General features: G+C 72.7%; 21 protein-coding genes. 10 read left to right on the top strand and 11 right to left on the bottom strand.

The window, feature by feature from the left end; all coding sequences use genetic code 11:
• The first annotated feature begins 217 nt into the window (after positions 1-217).
• From QCD66_RS05350 to QCD66_RS05330, 5 genes are all read left to right on the top strand, one after another.
• Positions 218-1,420: a beta family protein gene (locus QCD66_RS05350; protein ID WP_407567027.1), complete on the top strand. Its 1,203-nt coding sequence runs from the start codon at positions 218-220 to the stop codon at positions 1,418-1,420.
• A 295-nt stretch (positions 1,421-1,715) separates the two neighbouring features.
• Positions 1,716-2,087 carry a hypothetical protein gene (locus tag QCD66_RS05345; RefSeq protein ID WP_364217861.1) on the top strand — a complete coding sequence of 124 codons (372 nt, stop codon included), beginning with the start codon at positions 1,716-1,718 and terminating at the stop codon, positions 2,085-2,087.
• Complete coding sequence (locus tag QCD66_RS05340) at positions 2,084-2,575, top strand: roadblock/LC7 domain-containing protein (RefSeq protein WP_375733240.1); 492 nt, start codon at positions 2,084-2,086, stop codon at positions 2,573-2,575. The genes QCD66_RS05345 and QCD66_RS05340 overlap by 4 nt, the downstream gene beginning before the upstream one ends.
• Before the next feature lie 166 nt (positions 2,576-2,741).
• A complete protein-coding gene (locus tag QCD66_RS05335) occupies positions 2,742-2,981 on the top strand; it encodes a ferredoxin (protein WP_364217857.1) in 240 nt (79 codons plus the stop codon).
• Between the two features lie 73 nt (positions 2,982-3,054).
• The gene (locus QCD66_RS05330) at positions 3,055-3,339 is read left to right on the top strand and encodes a DUF427 domain-containing protein (RefSeq protein ID WP_357533565.1); all 285 of its coding nucleotides are present in this window, start codon (positions 3,055-3,057) and stop codon (positions 3,337-3,339) included.
• A gap of 57 nt (positions 3,340-3,396) precedes the next feature.
• Here the strand turns inward: QCD66_RS05330 and QCD66_RS05325 are convergent, their stop codons facing one another.
• From QCD66_RS05325 to QCD66_RS05290, 8 genes are all read right to left on the bottom strand, one after another.
• Positions 3,397-3,684: an adhesin gene (locus tag QCD66_RS05325; protein ID WP_357533567.1), complete on the bottom strand. Its 288-nt coding sequence runs from the start codon at positions 3,682-3,684 to the stop codon at positions 3,397-3,399.
• Positions 3,685-4,007: 323 nt separating this feature from the next.
• Positions 4,008-4,436: a hypothetical protein gene (locus QCD66_RS05320; RefSeq protein WP_375733239.1), complete on the bottom strand. Its 429-nt coding sequence runs from the start codon at positions 4,434-4,436 to the stop codon at positions 4,008-4,010.
• A gap of 42 nt (positions 4,437-4,478) precedes the next feature.
• Entirely contained in the window at positions 4,479-5,942 is a 1,464-nt protein-coding gene (locus QCD66_RS05315) for a DUF4407 domain-containing protein (protein ID WP_364217852.1), read from the bottom strand.
• The gene (locus QCD66_RS05310) at positions 5,926-6,936 is read right to left on the bottom strand and encodes a hypothetical protein (RefSeq protein ID WP_407567026.1); all 1,011 of its coding nucleotides are present in this window, start codon (positions 6,934-6,936) and stop codon (positions 5,926-5,928) included. Before QCD66_RS05310 ends, QCD66_RS05315 begins: the two co-directional genes overlap by 17 nt.
• Positions 6,933-9,065 (bottom strand): hypothetical protein, encoded by a 2,133-nt coding sequence (locus QCD66_RS05305; RefSeq protein WP_375733237.1) that lies wholly within the window; start codon positions 9,063-9,065, stop codon positions 6,933-6,935. The genes QCD66_RS05310 and QCD66_RS05305 overlap by 4 nt, the downstream gene beginning before the upstream one ends.
• Entirely contained in the window at positions 9,058-9,723 is a 666-nt protein-coding gene (locus QCD66_RS05300) for a hypothetical protein (RefSeq protein ID WP_407567025.1), read from the bottom strand. The genes QCD66_RS05305 and QCD66_RS05300 overlap by 8 nt, the downstream gene beginning before the upstream one ends.
• Positions 9,724-9,981: 258 nt before the next feature.
• Positions 9,982-10,596 carry a Crp/Fnr family transcriptional regulator gene (locus tag QCD66_RS05295; RefSeq protein ID WP_375733235.1) on the bottom strand — a complete coding sequence of 205 codons (615 nt, stop codon included), beginning with the start codon at positions 10,594-10,596 and terminating at the stop codon, positions 9,982-9,984.
• Positions 10,597-10,890: 294 nt separating this feature from the next.
• Positions 10,891-12,402: a class I SAM-dependent methyltransferase gene (locus QCD66_RS05290; RefSeq protein WP_375733234.1), complete on the bottom strand. Its 1,512-nt coding sequence runs from the start codon at positions 12,400-12,402 to the stop codon at positions 10,891-10,893.
• 50 nt (positions 12,403-12,452) lie between these two features.
• Between QCD66_RS05290 and QCD66_RS05285 the strand changes: the two genes are divergently transcribed.
• The 3 genes from QCD66_RS05285 to QCD66_RS05275 all read left to right on the top strand — a co-directional run bounded on the left by QCD66_RS05285 (position 12,453) and on the right by QCD66_RS05275 (position 15,585).
• Entirely contained in the window at positions 12,453-13,682 is a 1,230-nt protein-coding gene (locus QCD66_RS05285) for a hypothetical protein (RefSeq protein WP_375733233.1), read from the top strand.
• A gap of 142 nt (positions 13,683-13,824) precedes the next feature.
• Complete coding sequence (locus QCD66_RS05280) at positions 13,825-14,775, top strand: biliverdin-producing heme oxygenase (RefSeq protein ID WP_364217838.1); 951 nt, start codon at positions 13,825-13,827, stop codon at positions 14,773-14,775.
• A gap of 126 nt (positions 14,776-14,901) precedes the next feature.
• A complete protein-coding gene (locus QCD66_RS05275) occupies positions 14,902-15,585 on the top strand; it encodes a response regulator transcription factor (protein WP_364217836.1) in 684 nt (227 codons plus the stop codon).
• A 10-nt stretch (positions 15,586-15,595) separates the two neighbouring features.
• Here QCD66_RS05275 and QCD66_RS05270 read toward each other — a convergent pair whose 3' ends face one another.
• Positions 15,596-16,891 carry an MFS transporter gene (locus QCD66_RS05270; protein ID WP_375733232.1) on the bottom strand — a complete coding sequence of 432 codons (1,296 nt, stop codon included), beginning with the start codon at positions 16,889-16,891 and terminating at the stop codon, positions 15,596-15,598.
• A gap of 71 nt (positions 16,892-16,962) precedes the next feature.
• Between QCD66_RS05270 and QCD66_RS05265 the strand changes: the two genes are divergently transcribed.
• On the top strand, positions 16,963-18,045 hold the full coding sequence (locus QCD66_RS05265) for a GlxA family transcriptional regulator (RefSeq protein WP_375733231.1): 1,083 nt from the start codon (positions 16,963-16,965) through the stop codon (positions 18,043-18,045).
• An 18-nt stretch (positions 18,046-18,063) separates the two neighbouring features.
• Here the strand turns inward: QCD66_RS05265 and QCD66_RS05260 are convergent, their stop codons facing one another.
• Both QCD66_RS05260 and QCD66_RS05255 read right to left on the bottom strand, forming a co-directional pair.
• The gene (locus QCD66_RS05260; RefSeq protein WP_375733230.1) at positions 18,064-20,016 is read right to left on the bottom strand and encodes a VWA domain-containing protein; all 1,953 of its coding nucleotides are present in this window, start codon (positions 20,014-20,016) and stop codon (positions 18,064-18,066) included.
• Positions 20,017-20,019: 3 nt separating this feature from the next.
• Positions 20,020-21,462: a sigma 54-interacting transcriptional regulator gene (locus tag QCD66_RS05255; protein ID WP_375733229.1), complete on the bottom strand. Its 1,443-nt coding sequence runs from the start codon at positions 21,460-21,462 to the stop codon at positions 20,020-20,022.
• Between the two features lie 76 nt (positions 21,463-21,538).
• Between QCD66_RS05255 and QCD66_RS05250 the strand changes: the two genes are divergently transcribed.
• Positions 21,539-22,297 carry a class I SAM-dependent methyltransferase gene (locus tag QCD66_RS05250; protein WP_357533594.1) on the top strand — a complete coding sequence of 253 codons (759 nt, stop codon included), beginning with the start codon at positions 21,539-21,541 and terminating at the stop codon, positions 22,295-22,297.
• Positions 22,298-22,335: the final 38 nt, after the last annotated feature.

Raw genomic sequence — 22,335 nt, 5'->3', positions numbered from 1 at the left:
CGTCGCGTGGTGACCACGGACCGCCCGGTGCGTCCGTTCGGTCCCTATCGTGCCCGGTAGCCGCCACGGCCGCCGGGCCGCCACGCCCATCATTGTCGGGCGGCCGGTGACGATGGATCCCACCGGCCCGCGACGGCGGCCGTCGTGGCTGATTCTCGATCAGAAGTACGACGGAACAACCTGTCACCATTCGCATTCATCTGGATACATTGGGTAAATGACGGGGTTCGTCGATCTGGATCGTCCACAGGAGACCGTCTACCGGCCGATCCTGCGCGCCCGGCGCGGTGAGTTGGACGCGCTCGGGCACCTCGACGCCGGCTGGATCCCGTCGGTCACCCCGATCCTGGTCGTGCAGTCCACCGCGAAGGGGCCGGTGCAGGACGCGTACGACTTCTTCCGGAGCGCCGGCGACCGGCTGCCCCACGGGCTGCGGATCGGGGTCGACCTCGCCGACCTGCCCGAGCCCGACGGCGGGCTGTCGTACCCGGCCCGGGACCTCGCCGAATACCTCGCCGGCTGGGGCATCCCGATGCTGCCGGTGCTCCGGGTCACCGACAGCGCCCGGCGGCTGACCGCGTACGGCGACGCCGCCCGGATGCACGACCGGCGGGCCATCCTGCGCCTGCGCCCCGACGAGGCGCCCGGCCCGGCGACCGCGACCCGCGCCTGCGACCGGGTGTGGCGGCGTACCGGGCTGTTGCCCGAGCGCTGCGACCTCGTCATCGACCTCGGGTCCCTGACCTACCGGGGCGACCTGCCCGACGCCGAGCACACCGTACGGCGGGTGCTGGGCTGGGCGATCGGCGAACGGTGGCGGTCGGTCACCGTCGCCGCGGGTGCGATGCCACCGACCCTGTCCCACCTGCCGCGCAACGTCGCGACCCGGTTGCCGCGCTGGGAGGCCGAACTGTGGCGGCGGATCCGGCACCTGCCGGTCGGCTTCGGCGACCACGGGGTCACCGCGCCGCAGCCGGGACCGGGCGACCATCCGTCCCGGCCGCTGCCCACCATGCGCTACACCACGCCGGACGCCTGGTGGATCTACCGCTGGGCCCGGCACGGCGGCGGCCGGCCGGACGACCGTTTCTACGACCTCTGCGGCCGGCTCACCTCCTCGCCGCACTGGGCGGGCGCGGCGCTGTCGTGGGGCGACCGGGAGATCGCCCGGCGGGCCCGCCGCACCCCGGGACCGGGTACGCCGACGAGCTGGATCGCCTGGGCCACCTCGCACCACCTGGCACACGTGTTGTCGGAGCTGACCAGGACCGGACCGGAGCCCGACGACGATCCGCCGGGTTCGGGCCCGCCACGGCCCGACCGCGACCTCCGGCGGTCACCGGCGCGGCCGGCCGGCCGCGCCGCGCCGCCGGCGGGCCGGTTCCGCCCACCCCTCGGCCAGGTCGACGAGCCGCGCTGAGCGGGTCAGCCCGGGCCACAGTTGATCACGCAGTGTCACCGGCGGCTCGGGAAGCAAATCCGGTCCGCTCTCGGACATCGGTCGTATCGACGGGTTCGCCCCACGCACAGGTCAACGCAGAGTTAGCTGTCCAGGCTAAACACACTTCGACCGGTGCGAACGGACAAGGGGTGTGCAAATCTCGACCCCGGGGGGAACGTCCCACGGCGTCGGCCGATCGGCCGGCCGTACCCACCGTCGGTCCGGCGATGGGCGACCGGCGCGATGACGCCGTTCATTGCGAAAGGCAAGCAGCGTGGCAAACCTCGACGTGGCGCTCAAGAGCGCAATGTCCATCGAAGGCGCGATCGGCGTGGCGCTGGTCGACTACACCAGCGGCATGACGCTGGGTGTGGCCGGGGGGTCCGCCGAACTGGACCTCACGGTCGCCGCCGCCGGGAACACAGACGTGGTCCGGGCGAAGATGCGGACAATCGAAATGCTGAAGCTCACCGACGGCATCGAAGACATCCTGATCACACTGGACACCCAGTACCACCTCATCCGTCCGCTCAGCTCACCCTCCGGCAAGGGCCTGTTCCTCTACCTGGCGGTGAGCAAGACCCGGGCCAACCTCGCGTTCGCCCGCCACCAGCTCCGTCTGATCGAGGAGAGCCTGGAGCTGTGAACGGGGGCAGCGGTTACACACTGCCCCGCCGCGTCGCCCAGCCGCCGGGGGCGCGGTCGATCCCCGACCAACCGCACCCCCGGCTGGCGCCCCGCGGCGATTCGGTGCCGTACGTAGCCATCCACAACCAACTGTCCGACCTGCGGATCCAGATCCCCGGCGTACGCGGCTGCGTCCTCGGCGGCGTCGACGGCCTGCTCATCGCACACGACCTGCCCGCCGGCGACGCCGAGCCGCACGACCTGGCCGCTCTCGCGGCGACGACGTTCGGGCTCGGCCGGCAGGTGGGGCTGGCGCTGCGGCACGGCCCGTTCCGGGAGTCCACTGTGCGCGGTCAGCACGGCTACTTCGCGGTCTACGCGGTCAACGACACGGCACTGCTCGCCGTACTCGGCGAGGACGCGGTCAACGTCGCCCGGCTGCACCTGCACGCTCCGGCCGTCACGGAACGGCTCGCGGCACTGCTCGGCGGTGGTGTGGGTCGCTGAAACGCATTCGAGGGGCACCGCCGCGCCGGTGGTGCCCCTCGGTCCGTACCAACGAGCACTATGTACCTATTCTCACTAACAGCACACGGGGCGTCACGAATCGGTGATTTTAGCTAGCGTCACCTTGAGTACGGGCCAGCCGGCCACGACGGGGGGAGGTGACGTGGTGAGCGCACTCTGGCGGGTGCACGTCGACCCACGCCGCTGCATCGGTTCGGGTATCTGCGCGGGCGCGGCGCCCGACCACTTCGTGCTCGTCGCCGACGCGTCGGTGGCGCTCGCCGAACTGGTCGAACCGTCGCAGGAGGTCACCGACGCCGCCGAGTCCTGCCCGATGGAGGCGATCACGGTGCGGGACGCGCTGGACGACCGGCACATCTCCCCCGGCCGCGACGGCCGGACCTAGCCGACCCGCCCGACCCTGGGCCGACCCGCACGACCCTGGCCGGGGCGGCCGGCCGCGGCCTACTGTCGCTGGTATGCCGAAAGCCGTCTGGAACGACCTCGTCATAGCCGAGAGCACCGACACCGTCGTGGTGGAGGGAAACCACTACTTCCCGCGTGCGGCACTGCGCGACGACCTGATCCGCGAATCAGGTACGCACACGGTCTGCCCGTGGAAGGGCACCGCCTCCTACTACACCCTCGAACTCGACGGCGTACGGTCCCCGGACGCCGTCTGGTACTACCCGGACCCGAAGCCCGAGGCAGCCATGATCCGCGACCGGGTGGCGTTCTGGAAGGACGTCCGGGTCGTCGACTGACGCGCGCCGGTCCGGGTGGCCCGTACCGCTGGCCACCCGGACCGGTCGAAGCCCGCGTCAGCCCGCCTGCTGCTCCGTGATGCCGAACTGGACACCGCCCTGCGCGTCGACCGACGCGTCCAGGGCCTTGTCGTCGAGGATCTGGGCCGCCTCCGGGTCGAGGAAGATCCGCGCGCCGGAGTCGTCGACCACCTGGTCGCCCTGGGCCGGCTGGTCGGCCAGGCCGAGGGTGAGCGCACCCGCGGAGGTGTCGGTCGCGATACGCAGGCCAGCCCCCTCCGGCACCTCCTGCTGGGTGGTCAGGTCACGGATCACGGTCACCGCGTTGTCCGTCAGAGTGAGCATGAAGAACTCCTCATGGTTTCTCGTGTCGGGTTGTCGTTGCCGACCGACCGCCGCCGATGACACGGCCAGGCAGTGAACCGTCGAGATGGCCATGGCCGCCGCGCCCCGACGTCGGCAGGAAACTCCGGGCGCACCGACTCCAGTCGGGCGGGATCACCTGAACGGTCGAGTGGCGGCCGTCCGCGATCTACGTTGCCCCCTCCGAACGGCTACGTCAAATCGGGCACCAGCCCCGACAACGGACGGACCGGGCCACCGGTAACCGGTCCGGCACCGGCAGAAGCGGGCGGGACGCCCCCTCGACGCCCCGCCCGTGAGCCGGATCAGCGGTTGCGGCGACCGCCGCTGATCCGGATGTCCCGACCCGCCTGATAGACGTGCGACCCTCCGATGACCTGGGCGTGCTGGTGCGGGCCGGGGCCTGACGGACCGGCTCCGCCGTCGACCCGCCGGACGATCTCGGCGAGTTCGACCCCGACGGTCGGATCCGCGGCCAGCCGGGCCCGGAGCAGTTCGTCGAGCGTGGACCGCAGCGTGGCCACCGCATCGGGTTGCCGCTCGACCGGCACCGCCAGCAGCGACTCCCGCGTGCGGTCGAGCCAGCCGGCCGCCGCCTCACGATCCGCGTCGCCGCCGCCGGCCAGCACCCGGGCGGCCCCCGAGCGGATGCCGGCCCACGCGTCCGTCGCCATGGCGGTCACCAGCGCCAACGCCCCGGCCTCGGCGAGCCCCACCAGATACGTCGGATCCATCCGTCCTCCTCGTGCAGTCGGTCAGGTGGCGCCCCGCCACCGTCAGCCATCGGAACCGACCCGTGATCCGTTCAGGTGCGGGTAGGTCGTCCGCCCGTCCGCGCCCGGCCGGTTCCCCTCGCGCGCGCCGCGGCGCAGGTCGTTCGCGAGCTTGTCCACCGCGCGGTCCAGCCCGGCCTGGATGTCGGCGGCATGGATCCGGGCGTTCAGGTCGATGCGGTCGCGCTCCTGACGCGCCGCCGACTCGGCCTCGTACTGGCGCACGTTCAACTCTTCGAGGATCGACACCTCGGCGCCGCGCGTCGCGCGGCTGTAGATCCGGATGGCGCTGTTGACCCGTTCGTCGACCAGCCGGTCGTACGCCGTCGCGCCGTTGAACAGCTTCACCAGGACAGGCAGGCAGTCGATCAGGATGAAGAAGATCCGGATCAACCAGGTGGTCACGAAGAGGACGGGATTCGCGTTGATCAGCTCGTGCAGCGCCTGGAACCGCTCCAGCATGCCGATCGCCCCGTGATGGCTCCTCATCTGCGCGACCCGCTCCTCGATCCGCTCGTCCCGGACCTGTTCGAAGCTCTCGTTGCCCTGCCGCACCTCACCCTCGAGAAGCGCGATCCGCTGCTGCATCCCGGTCAGCCGTACCTTGTCCTGCGCGATCGGATGGCTGGCGGCGAACCGGTCGGCCTCGCCACGCAGGCGCCGGCAGTTGGGGCCCTCCCCCACCCGGCCGGTGAATCCCGGCCCCGAGTCGCCGGCACACTCCCGGCGCGCCTTCTCGTTGAGTTCTTCCAGTTCCGCCGAGTCGGCGGCGATCTGCCGGTCGAGGTCGGCGGCGGCGGTCCGCAGCGCGGTGAGCTGGTCGGTGACCCCGGCCGGGGTCGCCGGGAACGAGATGACGTACTCCAGGCAGCCCTCCGCCGGCCGCTCCGCCGGCTGGTCGGCGGGCTGCCCCGGCACCGGGTTGCAGGCGGTCAGCTTGGCGGTCAGCGTACGCAGTTGCTCCGCCCGATCGTCGCGGATGTGCTGCTCGATGGCCGTACCGAAGATCCGCAACACCAGCGGCTCCGCGATGACGAACCCGAAGAAGATCGCGACCAGCAGTCGCGGCAGCAGCACCGACGCCCGGCGCCGCCACTGGGTGCCGGCCGAACTGGAGACGAGCCACCGGTCGAGGTTCAACACGAACAGCGCCCAGACCAGGACCGGCAGCAGGATCAGCACGTGCGCGCCGCCGGTCACCGCGACCAGCGCGTTCCACATCGAGAACGCCGCGATGACGGCGGTGCCGAGCACCACGCCGCCCAGGGCCGTGTAGCGGGCACGTTCGGTCGGCACGTACGACAGCAGTTGCTCGTCCACCCCGGCCAGCACCCGCAACCACCGGCCCGGCCCGGGGTCGACCGGCGCCGGTGCGGCGCCGCCCCCGACCCCGCCGCCGGCGGCGGGCTCCGGGATGGGTGACCCGGCGCTGTCGCGCCGGGTCTCCTGGTCACCGCTCGATGTCATCGTCGTCCAGTTCGTCCTCGTCGAGAACGAGATCCTCGGTACGCGCCGGCTTGCCGGCGATGCCCCGGCGTTCCCACTCCCGGTCGACCTTCCCCAACTCGGGTCCGGCCGCCGCGCGCCGCGGCGTGATGCTGTCGGTGAACGCGTCCACCAGGATGTCCGCGTCGACCCGCAGCCGGTCCAGATGCCCGTCCTTCTGCAGCAGCGCCAGCATCTCCGCCAGCTTGCGCTGCTTCTCGTCGGTGACCTGGTAGGCGCGGTCGGCGGCCTGCCCGGCCGTGATGTCCCCACGACTGATCGCCAGCGCCTCCAGCGCCTCCGGACCGCTGCGGATCAGGTCGGCGATCCAACCGGCGTCGTCGGCCTCGAACGAGCGCCGGAGCCGCTGCTCGAGCTGCCGCCACTGCTCGTCACGCATCCTGCTCGCGTGTTCGACCAGCCCGGTCGGCTTGCTCACCTCCACGGTCGAGAACACGACCTCGACCCCGCTCAGCCGGGGCGGGTGCACGGTGCAGTACGCCTTGACCTGAGCCGTCACCGACTCACGGACCTCGTTGAGGTCGTCGATGCCGCTCATGGCACCGAGACTCTCCAGCCGCCGGTCCCGGCGCAGATAGTCGCCGAGCGAGACGGAGATGTCGGTCAGCCCGTCGCGTACGACGGCTTCCGGATCGGTGACCTGGCACCGGAAGACGACCCGGATGCGGAAGTCGTCGGCCGCGCTGGCGGACGGGATCAGGATGTCGACCGGCACGAACCGTTCTCGGACGTCGACGAGGCTGACCGCCACCGCCTCGACGACGATGTCCTCCCGTCCGGTCAGGTGCCGGCGCTCGTGGAGCACCTCGTAGCGGTCGCCGATGGTGAACACCAGGGCGGTCCCCGGCTCCTGCCGGGGTAGTTCGGTGACGTCACGCCGGGCGAACAGCAGCAGCCGAGACTTCGCGGGGCCGAGCGTCCGCTCGGTGAGCAGGGGCCAGAAAGTGGTACTCACAACGATCTCCCGGTCAGGTGGTGGGGGGACGGGTTCTGGGTACGGCGGCCACGCAGGGCCGCGAACACGGTGCTGAGCAGCCCTTCCCGGGCGGCCTCCTCGTCGATCCGCAGGAGGCCCTCTTCCAGGCCCGCCTCGAGCGCCCTCCACTGGCTATGGCTGAGCCCGCCACGGATCGCGGCGCCGAACCGGCGCACCGCGGGCAGGGCTGCGGTGTCCTCGGACAGCGCGCCGAGGGCCACCAGCAACGCCGTTCGGGCCTGACGGCGTTGCGGAGCGCTGGCCAGCAGGTCGGCCCACAGGGCACCGAGCCGGTCCGCGTTACGCGGCGCGCCGCGAAGCACCAGGGCGGCAACCGGCTCGTCGGTCCGCGGGTCCCGGGCGGCCAGGATCTCCAGCACGGACGGGTATGTCGCCCGGCGATCACGTTGGCTCGCCCCGTCTTCGACCGCGTCGCGCATCTGATGGTGCAGGAAGTTGAGCACCTTGCGGGTCGCGGCCGGGTCGGATGCCGTCACGGCGAACAGGATGCCGAGGGCGTCGCAGGCGATCGGCCTGATTCGCGCGTTACGCATCGCGAGCGTCCACAGCCAGCGCAGCGCGTCCGAGGGGTAGCGCAGGCCGAGCGGCCCACCCAGGGCGGTGGCCGCGGTGACCGCCCGGCGCTGGCCGGAGTTGAGCGCCCACCGCTTGGTGACGGTCAGCGCCGACGCGGCGTGCGAGCCGTCGAGCCCGATCCAGGACAGCGTGCAGGCGGCGGCCGCCCGTTCGGCGGCGAGTCCGGCGGCCCACCGGTCGAGGAAGGTGTGCTCGACCTCCTGGAAGTCGAACCGGCTCAGGACCGCCATGCCCATCCCGAGACGGACCTGCAGGTCGGACACCGGGGCGGTCGCCGCGATCTCGTGGAGCCAGTTGCGCAGCGGCTCCCACAGGGCGTAGCCGTAACGCTCGCGCAGTTCGCCGAGGACGAGGGGACGCATGTCGTCGGTCTGGAACTCGACCGCCGGACTGCCGGCACCGGCCTGCGGCGACGGCCGGACGGTGATCAGCCCACCGGCCCGGCGGCGATCGAGCCGGACCTGGCGGGTGGGGGCGGCGTCCGGCGGCTGGCCCGCGGCGGGGAGTGCCGCCGAGGCCCCGCTGGCCTGGCGGTGCAGTTCCGTCAGCCGGGCGACCAGCCGCTCGAAGTCGGCTTCCGGGGTGCCCTCGACGAAGGCCAGCGCGGCGACGGCGAGCACCTCCGGCCACTCCGGGTCCTGGTCGAACCAGCTCGCGACCCGGCCCCGCTGCGAGTCCTCGAAGGCGGCGAGTGCCTTCCGCGGGCCGTCGGTCATCAGTTCGCAGACCGCGACGACCTCGCCCGGCGAGTGCAGCCGGCGGACCTGCTCGCGTACCTCGTCCGTGCCCGGACCGTGCCGGAGCTGGTCGGTGAGGTGTGCCGTGCAGGTGTCGAACAGTTCATCGCTGTCCGGCGCGGACCAGTCGACCATGAGGTCGGCGAGTTGCCCACGTGGCCGCAGACCGAGATCGACGGTGATCACCAGATAGGAGCGGTTCTTCAGGGCACCGAGCAGGCGGTGCAACTCGAACTGCTGTACCGCGACGGTGTTCGCGTCCCGGGCCTGGTCCCGCACGATGTAGCCACTCGCGTTGCCGAACTTCTGCCCGGCGAGTTCGCTGAACGCCAGCGCCGGTGAGAGGTTGGTGGGCAGACCGTCGCGGCCCGCGACGTCGCGCAGGAGCGCGATCGCGCCGCTGTACTTACCGATCCCCGCCGGTCCACACAGGACGACGAGGCGCCGGTCGAGGAGCAGGCGGCGGGCCCGCGCGTACGGCTCGGGACGTACGTAGTGCCGCAGGGCGGCGTCGACGTCCTCCTGGCGCAGCGGGCCGGTCGCACTACCCGGGCGGCGCCCGGGGCCGAACGAACCGCCGAACGTCGCACCCGACGCGTCCACTCTGCCGTTGAAGTACTGCACGTTGACGAACCGGGCCGAGTCACGCAGCTCCCCGTGTAGCGCGTCGTCGAGGTCCTCGGCCCGGTCCGGCGCCGGATCGGGTCCGGCCGGCGGGGCGGACGCCGGTCCGGCGTCCGCGGGTGCCCTGCCATCGGCGGCCGGTTCACTCATCCGGCGTCCCACCCCCGCCTGACAGGTCGGCGAAGTTGAACCCGAACACCTGGGCGTGCACCGGGCCGTCGATGCGGGTCCGGTTGACGTACGTCGGCCCGTGCCGGACCTCGGAGCTGGCGTCGATGTCCCGGTCCGCCTGGTGCACCGCACCGCCGCCGGCGACGGTGGCCCGCTGGGCCGAGTGCCGGTAGGCGGAGTCGTCGGGCGTCTGCGCACCGGGCAGCCGGGCGGGATCCACTCCGGGTACCCGCACCCAGGCCTGGTCGGCGTACTCCTTGACCCGCACCCGAACGGGCTGGAAGTCGTCGGGCCGCAGGCTGGTGTGGCCACCCGCCACGATCTCGTCGAAGACGAGCCGGGACAGGATGACCGCGAGTGGGGCCTCGGGGGCGGCGGCCAGCGCCCGCCGGGCCGGATCACTGTCGATCAGGCGGCCGACGGTCACCGGGGCGTTGCCCGCGTAACCGTTGGCGGCCGAGTACGCCACGCCGTGGTGCGCGGCGAGCCGCAGCCGGATCTGCCAGTCCGGCAGTCGGCCCTCGTTGAACAGGCGCAGTTCGGTCGCGAGTTCGCGGACGTAGTCGTCGACGACACGCGGCTCCGGCTCGTCCGGCGGGAGCACCGCGAATTCGCCGTCGCCGCTGGGCTGGGTCACCCACCGCGACCGGTCCAGACCGGCGGCCTCGGCCGCCCGGTCCAGAATGGCGACAAGATCCTTTTGTAGTTCGCTCTGTCGGCGATCCGGGCGACCGCCATATCCCTGCATATCCACTCCGACGCAGAAGCGCCGGTCGAACTGTGTTGATCGGGGCACGCCGAGGGGCCTTTCACCGAGTCGGGAAGCCTTGCGCCGCCCATGCTGACCCAGATCTCCGACGATCAATCCGCCCCAGTGCGGGATCTTGCCCGTAATTTACGGTGACGCCTCCGCTTCGGCACGTAGTCCCTGCACGTCAGTGATAACGAGGCGGCGATAACCCGGGCTGACCAGCCGGCGCTGGCTGAGATCATGCAGCACCTTTTCCGCGGTGCGTCGCGCGACGCCGGCCAGCGACGCCAACTCCGCCTGGGTCAGCGGAACACCGAGATCCCAGCCCGCCGGCACCTCCCTGCCGTAGATCCGGGCGATCTCGTAGAGAATTCGACTCACCCGGGCCGTCGCGCTACGCGTGGTCAGATCGATGCGCCGGCTGTTCGACCACCGCAGCCGCTCGCTCATCATCCGCATCAACTCGATCGCACCGTCCGGGCACTGCTCGATGAACGCCTGGAGTTCGGCGCGCTGGATCACCCGGGCCTCGGTGGGGACCGACGTGACGACACTGGCCGACCGGGGCCGCTTCTCCAGCGCGGCCATTTCACCGATCACATCGCCACCGACCCGGATCGCCAGGAACGTCTCCTGATCGGCATCGAGCGCGGTCACCTTGACCAGCCCGGACAGCAGAAGATAGACGTGCTCGTCCTCGTCGCCCTGCCGAATAATCACCTGTTCGGCGGGAAATCTCTTTTCGGTTCCCGTCGCCAACAGAAGCTGCCTGGTCTTTACCCGAAGTCGGCCGAGCAGGGTGGCCGAGGGCCAGTTCCGAGTTTCGGCTGGCCTGATCTGAGCGTTGTCCAACGAGCGTCTCCAATACGACCGGCACTCGTGCTCCGACCCAACAGACCGGGCGTATGGCTCAGCACTGGCGGACGGCCGCGACCACGTCTACCCGGAGTGCGACCAACCTATCCACGGCGGAAGCATTCATGGGGGTTGCGCTACTGTCAAAAATTCGCCCCATCTTGATTTATCGGCGGGATTCGGTACGGCACCGTCCGCTCACGTGTTCAGCGGGCGGCGGGCGACCGACAGGACATGGGTCACCGGCCACCCGATCGGATCACCGTCGGGCGTGGACAGAGCCGCGACCGGAGCGAGCCGGTTGGTCACGATCCAGTCGTTGCGGTACGCCCCGCTGGCCGCGTCGACCTCGAAGCCGACGTCGGCGAGCAACGCCTTCCAGTCGGCGTACTCCAGTCCACAGAACTGCTCCCGGGTCTCCGACAGCCAGTTGTCGGTGTAGTCCTTGCGGGTCAGGAAGTCCATCGCGGCGCCGAACGCCAACTCGACCGTGTCCGGTTCGCCGTCGACCGGGCGGTGGTCGAACGGGAAGCGGTAGTCCACCGCGAACTGGTCCAGCCGGGCCCGGGTGGACAGGCCGCCGACGTACGTGGCGACCTCCGGGGCGGGCAGCGCCGCCAGGTCGGTGCGGGGCCGCGCCGGGTTGGCACCGTCCGAGGTGGACAACCGCAGCCGGACCGGGCGGTCGCGGCCGTCCGGTCCGCACACGTCGCTGTTGATCCACACCCCGCCCGGCACCGTGTGGTCGTAGATCGCCCGCACGAAGCGGCGCAACGACGCCATCCGGTCGCCGTACGACCAGATCTCGTGGGTGAGCGCGAACGTCATCGTGGTGTCGACCGACCGCGGCGCGAACACCGCCCCGCCGAGGACGTTGCGCCGGTAGAAGAACACGTTGGGGTTGGCGAAGAAGCCCTGCGCCTTCTTGTGCACGCACTCCTCGAACAGGTGCCGGGCCACCTCCACGCCGATCAGGTCGCTCTCCCGCAGCGCCGGCTCCCGGTCGGCGAGTTCGAGCACCGCGCCGGCGCCGCAACCGATGTCGACGATCCGGCCCGGCCGTACGTGGTCGCGGACCGCGGCCCACTTGCGCTGCGCCGCGTCGGCGAACGCCTCGGCGTACGTCCGGTAGTCGCGGGTCGCGGTCAGCCCGCCCTCGTCGCCGACGACCGGATCGTTGACGACGGCGCGTACGAGTTCGTCGAGCTGGTAGCGGTCGAAGACGTCGACGGACGCCGGGTGGGCCAGCTCGCGCCACGCCGGGTCGTCCGCGGCCAGCCGCAGCAGCACGTCCCACGGCCGGTCCGGCGCGGGCTCGACATCGGCCTCCACACCGGCGATCGGGAAGCCGAGCCGGGCGTACATCGCGGCCACCTCCGGGGTCGAGCAGGCCACCACGGTGTCGTCCGGGGTCAGCGTGAGGCCGGTGACGGCCTCGACGTTCTTGCACGTGACCTCGGCGAACCGGTCCGTCGCCGCGGTGTCGAAGACCGGCACGACAACCGACCGCAGCCCGGCGAGCACGCTGAACCGCTCGATCGCCGCCTCCCGCCGGTGGAACGGGATCGGATTACGTTTCGTGTTCTCGTGGTTCGCGGACGTGACAGCCCAGACCACCGTGCGGTCGGCGCCGGCCAGCCGGCCCAGATATTCGGCCTGGAATCGGGTCAGGAGGTGGTGACGACCGGGAAAGAGCAGGTAGCGCGGCATTCGTCGTTCATAGCCGACAGCGGTTTGCGACCCTCTGGCAGGGTGGCGACGTGCAGATCGACCTCGCTGAACCCGACGTACTGCTGGCCCGCTGGGGCGCGATCGCCTCGGCTCTGACCACGCTCGGTCACGACGATGTGTGGTGGATCGACGGCGGCACCGCGCACCGCGACGACCACGGCGGCAACTGGGGCCGCCTGGTGCCGGTCGAGGGCGGCCGGGCGGTGCTCTACGGGTTCGACCACGAGTACTCCGCGACGGTCGACGCCAGCCCCCCGATCGATCTGCTCGCCGGGGGGCCGGTCTGGCTGCCCTGGGCCGACCTGGTCCGCGCCGTCGAGGACGAGCAGCTGGGGTTCGTCTACTGGTACGACGGCGGGTGGTCGCGGGTGCCGTACCCCGACGGGCTCGCCGACGGGCTGGCGGCGGCGCTGCCGGCGGTGCTGAGCGCGGACCGGGCCCACCGGGCCCTGTGCGAGGTGGTCTTCGGCTGGGCGCGCCACAAGCCGGACGATGCCGCGGAGCGGGCCGCGGTCGCCGATGCCGCGACGCGGCTGCTCGACGCCGCGGCGACCCGTACGGTCGACGCCGGCGCGCTGGAGCGACTGGTCGGCCGGATCGGCGGCCTCCCGGTCGACCTCGGCGCCGGGGTCGTGGCGGCGGCCGGGTTCGGGCTGGTTCCGGGCAGTGTGGCACCGACCGTGCCGGCCGGGAGCGGGGAGCCACCCCGCCGGGTCCGGCTGCTCAGCGACGACGAACGGCAGGACCTGGTGTGGGCGGCGATGCGGGCCACCGCCGAGCTGCCCCGGCCGGCCCCGGCGCCGACCGCCGAACTGGCCGCCCTGGTCGGGTGGGCCCGGTCCCGGGCCCGCCCCGACGGCCGGTGCTCGCTGCGGTTCGAGGTGCTGGACCACGCACAGCGCTTCGGTCCCGGCGAGGCACCGCCGGTCGAGCGTCCGGACGACGACCGGTGGGCGGTGGCCCGGGAGGCGGCCGACCTGGCGAGGAAACTGTGGGAGGCCGAGGCCGACCCGGCGCACGGCCACTGGATCTTCCTGCGGCTGGAGGTCTCGGCCGACGACCACACCGTCGAGCGGCACTACGACTCCTGGCCGGGCTGGATGAGGTCCGACGGCATCACCGGACCGTGGCTGGACGACCTGCGGATCGAGATGGACCGCCGGGCCCCGCGGTTCCGGCCGGCGTGGGCGGTGCTGCTCGATCCGGAGGTGGCCTACACCGGGGTGCCGGAGCCGTTCCGGACGCTCAAGGTCGACTGACCGCCGGCCGCCGCCGCTCCGACCGGTGCCGCGGCCCCTTGGTGTGCCGCTGGTGGTGTGTCAGGCTCCGAGGACGCGGGATCCGCCACCCGCGGACCAGGCCCGTCGCCGGCCCGGCGGCGCCCCACCCGGAGGAAGGTCCATGAGCGAGCGAAGCGAGTCGTACTCCGCGCGACTGCGGTCGGCCACCCGGCAGGACCACGAGGCCGCCGAGTCGGAACGCTATGTCACCGCCCTCACCGCCGGCGAGCTGAGCCGGGCCGCGTACGCCGATCTGGTCGCCCAGCACTACTTCATCTACGAGGTGCTGGAGGAGGCCGCCGCCGCGATGGCCGGCGACCCGGTCGCGGGTGGTTTCGTCGACGACGCGCTCACCCGGCTGCCGTCGCTCGTGGCCGACCTGGAGTTCCTGTTCGGCGCGGGCTGGCCGGACCGGATCGCGCCGAATCCGGCGACGGCGGCGTACGCGCAGCGGATGCGGGAGGTCTGCCACACCTGGCCGGCCGGGTTCGTCGCCCACCACTACACCCGGTACCTGGGCGACCTGTCCGGCGGGTTGTTCGTCGGCCGGGCGGTCGCGCAGGCGTACGGGCTGGGCGACGACGGCGGCGTGGAGTTCTACCGCTTCCCGGCCATCGACGACCCCCGGGCCTACAAGGACGCCTACCGCCGCCGGCTCGACGCGATGCCGATCCCGGAGGCCGAGTTCGACCGGCTGATCCGGGAGGTGGTGCTGGCGTACCGGCACAACACGGCCGTGCTGGCCGAGCTGGGCCGTACGGTCGATCCGTTCCCGGCGGAGGTGGTGGCCGCGATCAGCCGGCACATGAACGACGACCACCCCGCCGACTCGCTGCTGATCTGCCGGGCGCTGGGCGGCCGGCCGACCGCCACCGCCGCTCGGATGGCGGGCATGGACGCCGACGGGATCGACTTCGTCGCCACCGTCGACGGGGAGCCGGTGCCGGTACGGGTCCCGTTCGGCGAGCGGTTGACGCAACGCCCGCAGGTCCGCAAGGAGGTGGTGCGGATGTACCACGAATCGTGCGCGGCGCTCGGGGTGCCGCCCCGGCCGGCCGCGACGCACGGCTGAGACGGCCGCGCCGCCACCAGCCCGACCCATTCACGTGACGACCTGACTGTAACGCAAGCGTGACAGAATGGGATTCCCGGAGTTAGTCTGCTCAATGTCGTCGGCAGGCTCTGAAGGGGTGGCGCAATGCCAACTGTCGTCCTCGGCGTCAAGGCAGCCGGCACCGCCGACCGCATCAACGCCTACGCAATGCGACTCGGGATCTCGTCGGTGCTCACCGCGCGGGTCACCGGCCGGGAACCGTTCGGCGCCCCGGACGAGGGGGTCGACCTCGTCGTCCTCGACGCCACCGCGCTCGGCGACAACCGTCGGGCCGCCCTGCGCCGGATCGCCTTCCAGCTCCCGACCGCCCGGATCCTGGTCTGCGAGTCGGGACGGCCGGGCGCGATACCGGTGTCCCCGATGCCGATCCGGGTGCAGGGCGTCGACTACGACGGCCTGGCGGCACTGGCCAACCTCCTGCTCGTCTTCTGCGCCAGCGAGGCGCCGGCCGACCACCCGCGCGCCAACGGGCTGACGCCGCTGCTCGCCCGCCGGGCGACGAACGGCGGCGACCACTACGCCTCCCGGGCGACGATCCCCACCCAGCGCTGCAACACCGCCGAACCCGGCCAGTCCCGGCTGACCGACCGCGAGGTGCAGGTGGTCCGGCTGATCGCGGACGGCCGGTCCAACCTGCAGATCGCCCGCGACCTCAACCTGTCGAGCGAGACGGTCAAGACCCACGTACGGCGGATCCTGCGCAAGCTCCGCGCCGACGACCGCGCCCACGCGGTCGCCAACGCGTTCCGGGCCAAGCTGCTGACCTGAGCCGGCCGGCTCAGGTCAGCGCGTCCGACTTCGGCAGGACCGCGACCTCGGGCCGCCCGCCGCCGTCGGACCGCCGGCGGCGCAGCATCATCGACAGCACCGCCGCACCGATCGACAACCCGCCGGCGACGTACCAGGCCAGCACGTACGTGCCGAGCTGGTCGCGGACCAGTCCGGCGGCGGTGGCGGCGAAGCCCGCACCGAGCTGGTGCGACGCGAAGACCCAGCCGAAGACGACCGCACCCGCGTCGCCGAAGTACTCCCGGCACAGGGCGACCGTCGGTGGCACCGTCGCCACCCAGTCGAGCCCGTAGAAGACGACGAACACCAGCATGTTCGGGCCGACGCTCGCGGCGAACAGGCTCGGCAGCACCAGCAGGGAGAGCCCACGCAGCCCGTAGTAGACGGCGAGCAGCACCCGGGGGTCGACCCGGTCGGTGAGCCAGCCCGAGGCGATCGAACCGGCGATGTCAAAGAGGCCGACCAGGGCCAGCAGCCCGGCCGCGGTCGTCTGCGGCATGCCGTGGTCGTGCGCCGCCGGGATGAAATGGGTGCCGACCAGCCCGTTCGTGGTCGCGCCGCAGATCGCGAAGCCGGCGGCGAGCAGCCAGAACGCCCGGGTCCGGGCGGCCGCGGCCAGGGCGCCGACCGCCCGCGCCGCCGCCCCGCCGGTCGGGGCCGGCGGCGGCACGACCTCGGTGCCGCCGTACGGCGGCAGGCCGAGGTCCGCCGGGTGGTCGCGCAACAGCCACACCACCACGGGTACGACCGCGAGCGCCGCCCCGGCCACGATCAGCGCCGCCACCCGCCACCCGTACGCCTGCACCACGTTCGCCAGCACCGGCAGGAAGACGAGCTGACCGGCCGCCCCACCGGCGGTCAGCACACCGGTGACCAGCCCACGCCGCTTCACGAACCACCGGCCGGTGACGGTGGCCACGAACGCCAGGGCCATCGAGCCGGTGCCGAGGCCGACGAGCACGCCCCAGCAGAGAACGAGCTGCCAGCTCGCCGTCATGAAGACGGTCAGGCCGCTGCCGGCGGCCACCATCAGCAACGCGTACGAGACCACCCGCCGGATGCCGAACCGGTCCATCAGGGCGGCGGCGAACGGCGCGGTCAGGCCGTACAGCAGCAGGTTGATCGAGACTGCCGCCGAGATGGTCGCCAGCGGCCAGCGGAACTCGGCGTGCAGCGGATGCAGCAGGACGGCCGGGGTGGCCCGGAAGCCGGCCGCGCCGACCAGCGCGACGAAGGCGACCACCGCGACGATCCAGGCGGGGTGCACAAGACGGGTACGACTCACCGGGCCAGTCTTGGCCGGGCCGGAGGTCCGGCGACAGTGGCCGGGAAGCCATCATGCGCAATAATCAGGCCATGACAGCGGCGAACGGAAAACGGCGGGGCGGATCGGGTCCGGCACGGCCGGCGGACAGCACCAGCACCGACCCGCACCGGGTCGTCGTGCTCGCCCTCGACGAGGTGGTCGGCCTCGACCTCGGCACCCCCGCCCAGGTCTTCTGCACCGCCCGGACGCCGACCGGCGGCGACGACCTCTACACCGTCACCACCTGCACCAAGGACGCCGCCCCGGTACGCAGCACCGCCGGCTACCGGGTGCTGCCCGACCACGGGCTGGCCGCCCTCACCACCGCGCAGACCGTCGTCGTGCCCGGCATCCACGGCGGGCCGCCGCTCACCGACGGCACCCTCGACCCCGAACTGACCGACGCGCTGCGGGCCGCACACGAACGCGGCGCCCGGATCATGTCGATCTGCACCGGCGCCTTCGTGCTCGCCGCCGCCGGACTGCTCGACGGCCGGCCGGCGACCACGCACTGGGCGTACGCGGCCCGGTTCCGCAACCACTTCCCGTCCGTACGGCTCGACCCCGAGGTCCTCTTCGTCGACGACGGCGACATCCTCACCTCGGCCGGGGTCGCCGCCGGCATCGACCTGTGCCTGCACATCATCCGCACCGACCACGGCAGCGAGGTGGCGAACCGGTCGGCCCGGCGCTGCGTGATGCCGCCGTGGCGGGACGGCGGCCAGGCGCAGTACATCGAGCGGCCGGTGCCGGCCGGCGACGACACCACGACCGCGCCGACCAGGACCTGGCTGCTGCAACGCCTCGACGACCCGCCCACCCTGCGGGCGATGGCGGCGCACGCCAACATGAGCGTACGCACGTTCACCCGCCGGTTCCGGGAGGAGACCGGGGTCAGCCCGGCCCGCTGGCTGCTGCGGCACCGCACCGACCACGCCCGGCTGCTGCTGGAGACGACCGAGCTGAGCGTCGACCAGGTCGCCCGGCAGGCCGGGTTCGGTACGGCGACCTCGCTGCGCCAGCACCTGCACGGGTCGATCGGGGTCGCCCCGACGGCATACCGCCGCACCTTCCGCCCACCGGGCAGCCCACGGCCGGACCCCACCCCCGACGCCGTCTCCCCCACCGCCTGAGAACCGGCGCGCCGCCGGTCAGCGGGCGCGGCGGCCGCGGCGGGCGCGCAGGTAGTCGGAAACCACGTACCGGCCGAGGTCGTCGGCGTCCGGGGTGAAGACCCGGCCGCCGCTGCGCCGGGCCACCGCGTCGACGAAGCGGCGCAGACCCGGATCCTCGCCGAGCATGAAGAGGTTGAGCGTCGCCCCGAACCGGGTCAGCTCGTCCACCTCGACCACGGTCGCCTGCACCGTCTCCAGCGTCGGCGGCCACGAGAACACCGCCTCGCCGTCCTCGAGGTGGGCGGTCGGCTCGCCGTCGGTGACCACCAGCACGACCGGCTCGGCGCCGGGGTGCCGGCGCAGGTGCCGGCCGGCCAGCTTCAGCGCGTGTTGCAGGTTGGTGCCCTGCACCAGGTCGGGTTCGACGGCGGCCAACTGCTCCCGGGACAACGGCAGCGCGTGCCGGCCGAAGCCGACGATCTGCAGCGCGTCCTGCGGGAACCGGGTCGCGACCAGGTGCGACAGGGCCAGTGCGGTCTGTTTCATCGGGCCCCACCGGCCCTCGGAGATCATCGAGAAGGACAGGTCGACGCAGAGTGCCACCGCCGCCGACGCGCGGCGCTCGGTCTCCACCACCTCGAAGTCGTCGACCTCCAGCCGGACCGGCACCGCCGCCCCGCGCCGCAGCGCGTTGGAGACGGTACGGACGACGTCGAGCGGCTGCTCGTCGCCGTACGCCCAGGGCCTGGACGCGCCGGTGACCTCGCCGGCCGCTCCGGCGTCGCGCAGGTCGTGCTGGCCGCGGCGGCGGCCGGACAGGTCGTCGAAGACTCGGCGCAGCGCGGTCCCGCCGAGCCGGCGCAGCGCCTTCGGGCTGAGGGTGAGCCCGTCGCCGTCGCGGCTGACCCAGCCCTGCCGGCGCAGTTCGCGTTCGAGTTCCCGCAGCCGGCGTACGTCGTCGGCCGCCTCCCGGCCGAGCGACCGCTGCACCGCCTCGACGTCGATGTCGTCGAGCGTCGCCCCGGGATGCTCCTGGCCCAGTTGGTCGAGCAGGTCGTCGAGTTCGCCGATCTCCTCCAGCGCGCCGGCTGCGGCGCCGTAGCCGAGGTCTTCCCGGCCCCGGACCCGCTCGGCGCGGTCCCAGCCGAGGTCTGGCCGCAGCGTGCGCAGGTTGGCGGTCAGGTCGCGCATCCGGTCGGCGAGCGCCCCGTCACCGAACGCCTGGTCCATCAGCCGGGACAGTTCCTCCCGCTGCTGCGGTGACAGCGACCGCATCAGCCGCTCGCCGGCGGCGGCCCGGCGGGCGAGCGCGTCGACGAGTTCGTCGACCGAGCCGGGTTTCTCCGGGAAGAAGTCGCCGTGCCGGCGCATGAACTCGGTGAACGCGTCGGTGGTGTCCGCACCGCGGGCGTGCCGGTCGAGCAGTGCGTTGAGGTCGGTGAGCATCTCTTCGAGGCGGCGCCGGGCGGCGGGGTCCGGGTCGCGCAGCGCGTCGCGGATGCCCGCGAACCGCTGTTCGAGTACGTCGCCCCGGAGCCCGTCGAGGATCTGCTGGTAGAGCCCGCGGGCCTCGTCGCTGCTCCACCGGTAGTCGGCGAGTTCCTCGACGGCCCGGGCGGTGGACCGGGGCAGGTTGTCGAGTCGCGCCTGCGCGAACCGGGCGTCGTCGTCGTCGCGTCCGGCGAGTTCGTCGCGTTCGGCGGCGAGCGCCTGGTCGAGCAGGGCCTGGGCGCGGGTGACGGCGCCGTCGAGGTTGCCCCGGCGCATCGCCTCGCGGCGCAGCCGCCGGGCCCGGGCGGTCAGGTCGTCGAGGCCGCCCCGCCCCTGCGGCCCACGGCGCAGCAGGTCCCGCAGCGCCTGGCGCAGGCTGCCGCCGGCCAGCACCTCGGCGCCGACCTGGTCGACCGCGGCGCGTACGTCGTACGGCGGGGCGAGCGGATCGGGTCCGCCACGCCAGGAGCCGTACCGGTAACGGTTGCCGCCGGTCACGGCTCAGCCCCGCCCCTGGTCGCGTACGCCGTAGCGGGTGCGGCCGTCGTCGGTCAGGTCCTTGGCCAGCCGGCGGGTCAGGTGCAGCCCTTCGAGGGCGAACTCGATCCCGGCGGCGGCCTCGCCGGGGGTGGGCGCGTCGCCGAGCCCGAGCCGGTCGAGCACCTTGGCCAGCCCCGGTACGGTGCCGACCTGGCGCAGCAGTTCGTCGGCGGCGACGAGTTCCCCGGTCTCGACGACGTCGCCCCGCGCGACGAGGTCGGTGAAGCCGGACAGGTCGAGGCCGGCCAGGCGGGCCCGGAACGTCTCGGCGGTGGCGGTACGCAGCAGGTGGGCCAGGATCTCGATCTCCCGCCCCTCTTCCCCGCTCTCGAACTCGACCTTGCCGCGCAGCGTGCTGGTGACCGAGACGGCGTCGCCGACCCGGGCGACGGGTTCGGTCTCGCCGAGCAGGCCGGCGCGGCGCAGCGCCGACGCGGCGACGGTCTCGGCGGCCGCGATGGCGAAGCGGGCCGAGACCCCGGAGCGGGCGTCGACCGAGGGCGACTCGCGGACCGCCCGGGCGAACCGCGCGAGCACCTCGAGGACGTGCTCCGGTACGGCGGCGGCCAGGTCGGCCTCCTGCCGGATCAGGTCGAGTTCGAGGTCGAGGTCGAGCGGGTAGTGGGTGCGGACCTCGGCGCCGAACCGGTCCTTGAGGGGGGTGATGATCCGCCCGCGGTTGGTGTAGTCCTCGGGGTTGGCGCTGGCGACCAGGAGCAGGTCGAGCGGCAGCCGGAGCTGGTAGCCGCGGACCTGGATGTCGCGTTCCTCGAGCACGTTGAGCAGCGACACCTGGATGCGCTCGGCCAGGTCGGGCAGTTCGTTGACGGCGAAGATGCCGCGGTTGGTGCGCGGCACGAGTCCGAAGTGGATGGTTTCCGGGTCGCCGAGGGTCCGGCCCTGCGCGACCCGGATCGGGTCGACGTCGCCGATCAGGTCGCCGACGCTGGTGTCCGGGGTGGCGAGCTTCTCGCCGTACCGCATCGAGCGGTGCAGCCAGCCGACCGGCAGGTCGTCGCCGGCCCGCGCGGCCAGCGCCCGGGCGGTGGGGGTGACCGGGTGCAGCGGGTGCTCGTTGAGTTCCGATCCGGCGATCACCGGGGTCCACTCGTCGAGCAGGCCGACCAGGCTGCGCAGCAGCCGGGTCTTGCCCTGGCCGCGCTCGCCGAGCAGGACCAGGTCGTGGCCGGCGAGCAGGGCCCGTTCGACCTCGGGGAGCACGGTGTCGTCGTAGCCGACGACGCCGGGGAAGCGCGGCTCGCCGGAGCGCATCCGATCCAGCAGGTTCTCCCGTAGCTCCTGCTTGACGGTGCGGTAGGAGTGCCCGGCGGCACGCAGTTCGCCCACGGTGCGGGGCAGGTCGGCGGGCGGGGTGGGCAGGACCGTGTCGGTGTCTCCAGTCACCCCCGAAACGCTAGCGCGGTGCGACTTAGAGTGCCCGCACTCGACAGCGAATCGGCACGTAACTAGCCTACCGCTTATGACTCCTTACAAGATCGATGCTGCGGCGTGGCAGGAGAGCTGGGACCGGCAGCAGGAGGCCTACCTGCCGGACCGCGAGGAACGCTTCGCGGCGCTGCTCGACACCGTCGAGGCGACCAGCCTCGGCCAGGCCCCGACCGTGCTCGACCTGGCCGGCGGCACCGGCTCGATCTCGCTGCGTACGCTGCGCCGGTTCCCGCACGCGACCACGACCCTGCTCGATGTCGACCCGGTGCTGCTCACCATCGCCCGGGAGTCGCTCGACGACCGGTCGACGGTGGTCACCGCCGACCTGCGTACGCCGGACTGGGCGACGGCGCTGCCGCACCGTGACTACGACGCGGTGCTGACCGCGACCGCCCTGCACTGGATCGCCCCGGACCGGCTGGCCGCGCTCTACGCCGAGATCCGGGAGGTGCTCCGCCCCGGCGGGGTCTTCATCAACGTCGACCACATGCCCGACGACGGGCTGCCGGAACTGACCGTCCTGCTCGGCAACCGGGAACGGACCCGGCGCGAGGCCCGCTACGCCGCCGGCGCGGTGCTGTCGTGGGAGGCGTGGTGGGACCACGTCGCCAAGGACCCGGAACTCGGCCCGCTGCTGGAGGAACGGCGAAAGGTCTTCGCCGACCGGCACACGACCGAGTCCGACCCGACACTCTCCTGGCATCTCGACGCACTGCGCGCCGCCGGCTTCCGCGAGGCCGGCATCGTCTGGCGGGGCGCCCGCGACGCCGCCGTCACCGGCCTCCGCTGACCTTCCCGGTCCGGCCGCCCGGCGCACGTTAGAGGCGG

Origin of the sequence: Polymorphospora sp. A560 (assembly GCF_045781765.1) — a bacterium.
GTDB classification, from domain to species: Bacteria; Actinomycetota; Actinomycetes; order Mycobacteriales; family Micromonosporaceae; genus Polymorphospora; species Polymorphospora lycopeni.
The sequence above is the reverse complement of the archived record's forward strand: the minus strand, read 5'-3'. Positions and strand labels throughout refer to the sequence as shown.

What these genes read in the sequence shown, in the direction of transcription:
- QCD66_RS05350 (WP_407567027.1), top strand. Translation starts at nt 218, where the DNA reads ATGACGGGGTTCGTCGATCTGGATCGTCCACAGGAGACCGTCTACCGG.
- QCD66_RS05330 (WP_357533565.1), top strand. Translation starts at nt 3,055, where the DNA reads ATGCCGAAAGCCGTCTGGAACGACCTCGTCATAGCCGAGAGCACCGAC.
- QCD66_RS05325 (WP_357533567.1), bottom strand. Translation starts at nt 3,684, where the DNA reads ATGCTCACTCTGACGGACAACGCGGTGACCGTGATCCGTGACCTGACC.
- QCD66_RS05320 (WP_375733239.1), bottom strand. Translation starts at nt 4,436, where the DNA reads ATGGATCCGACGTATCTGGTGGGGCTCGCCGAGGCCGGGGCGTTGGCG.
- QCD66_RS05315 (WP_364217852.1), bottom strand. Translation starts at nt 5,942, where the DNA reads ATGACATCGAGCGGTGACCAGGAGACCCGGCGCGACAGCGCCGGGTCA.
- QCD66_RS05305 (WP_375733237.1), bottom strand. Translation starts at nt 9,065, where the DNA reads ATGAGTGAACCGGCCGCCGATGGCAGGGCACCCGCGGACGCCGGACCG.
- QCD66_RS05290 (WP_375733234.1), bottom strand. Translation starts at nt 12,402, where the DNA reads ATGCCGCGCTACCTGCTCTTTCCCGGTCGTCACCACCTCCTGACCCGA.
- QCD66_RS05280 (WP_364217838.1), top strand. Translation starts at nt 13,825, where the DNA reads ATGAGCGAGCGAAGCGAGTCGTACTCCGCGCGACTGCGGTCGGCCACC.
- QCD66_RS05275 (WP_364217836.1), top strand. Translation starts at nt 14,902, where the DNA reads ATGCCAACTGTCGTCCTCGGCGTCAAGGCAGCCGGCACCGCCGACCGC.
- QCD66_RS05265 (WP_375733231.1), top strand. Translation starts at nt 16,963, where the DNA reads ATGACAGCGGCGAACGGAAAACGGCGGGGCGGATCGGGTCCGGCACGG.
- QCD66_RS05250 (WP_357533594.1), top strand. Translation starts at nt 21,539, where the DNA reads ATGACTCCTTACAAGATCGATGCTGCGGCGTGGCAGGAGAGCTGGGAC.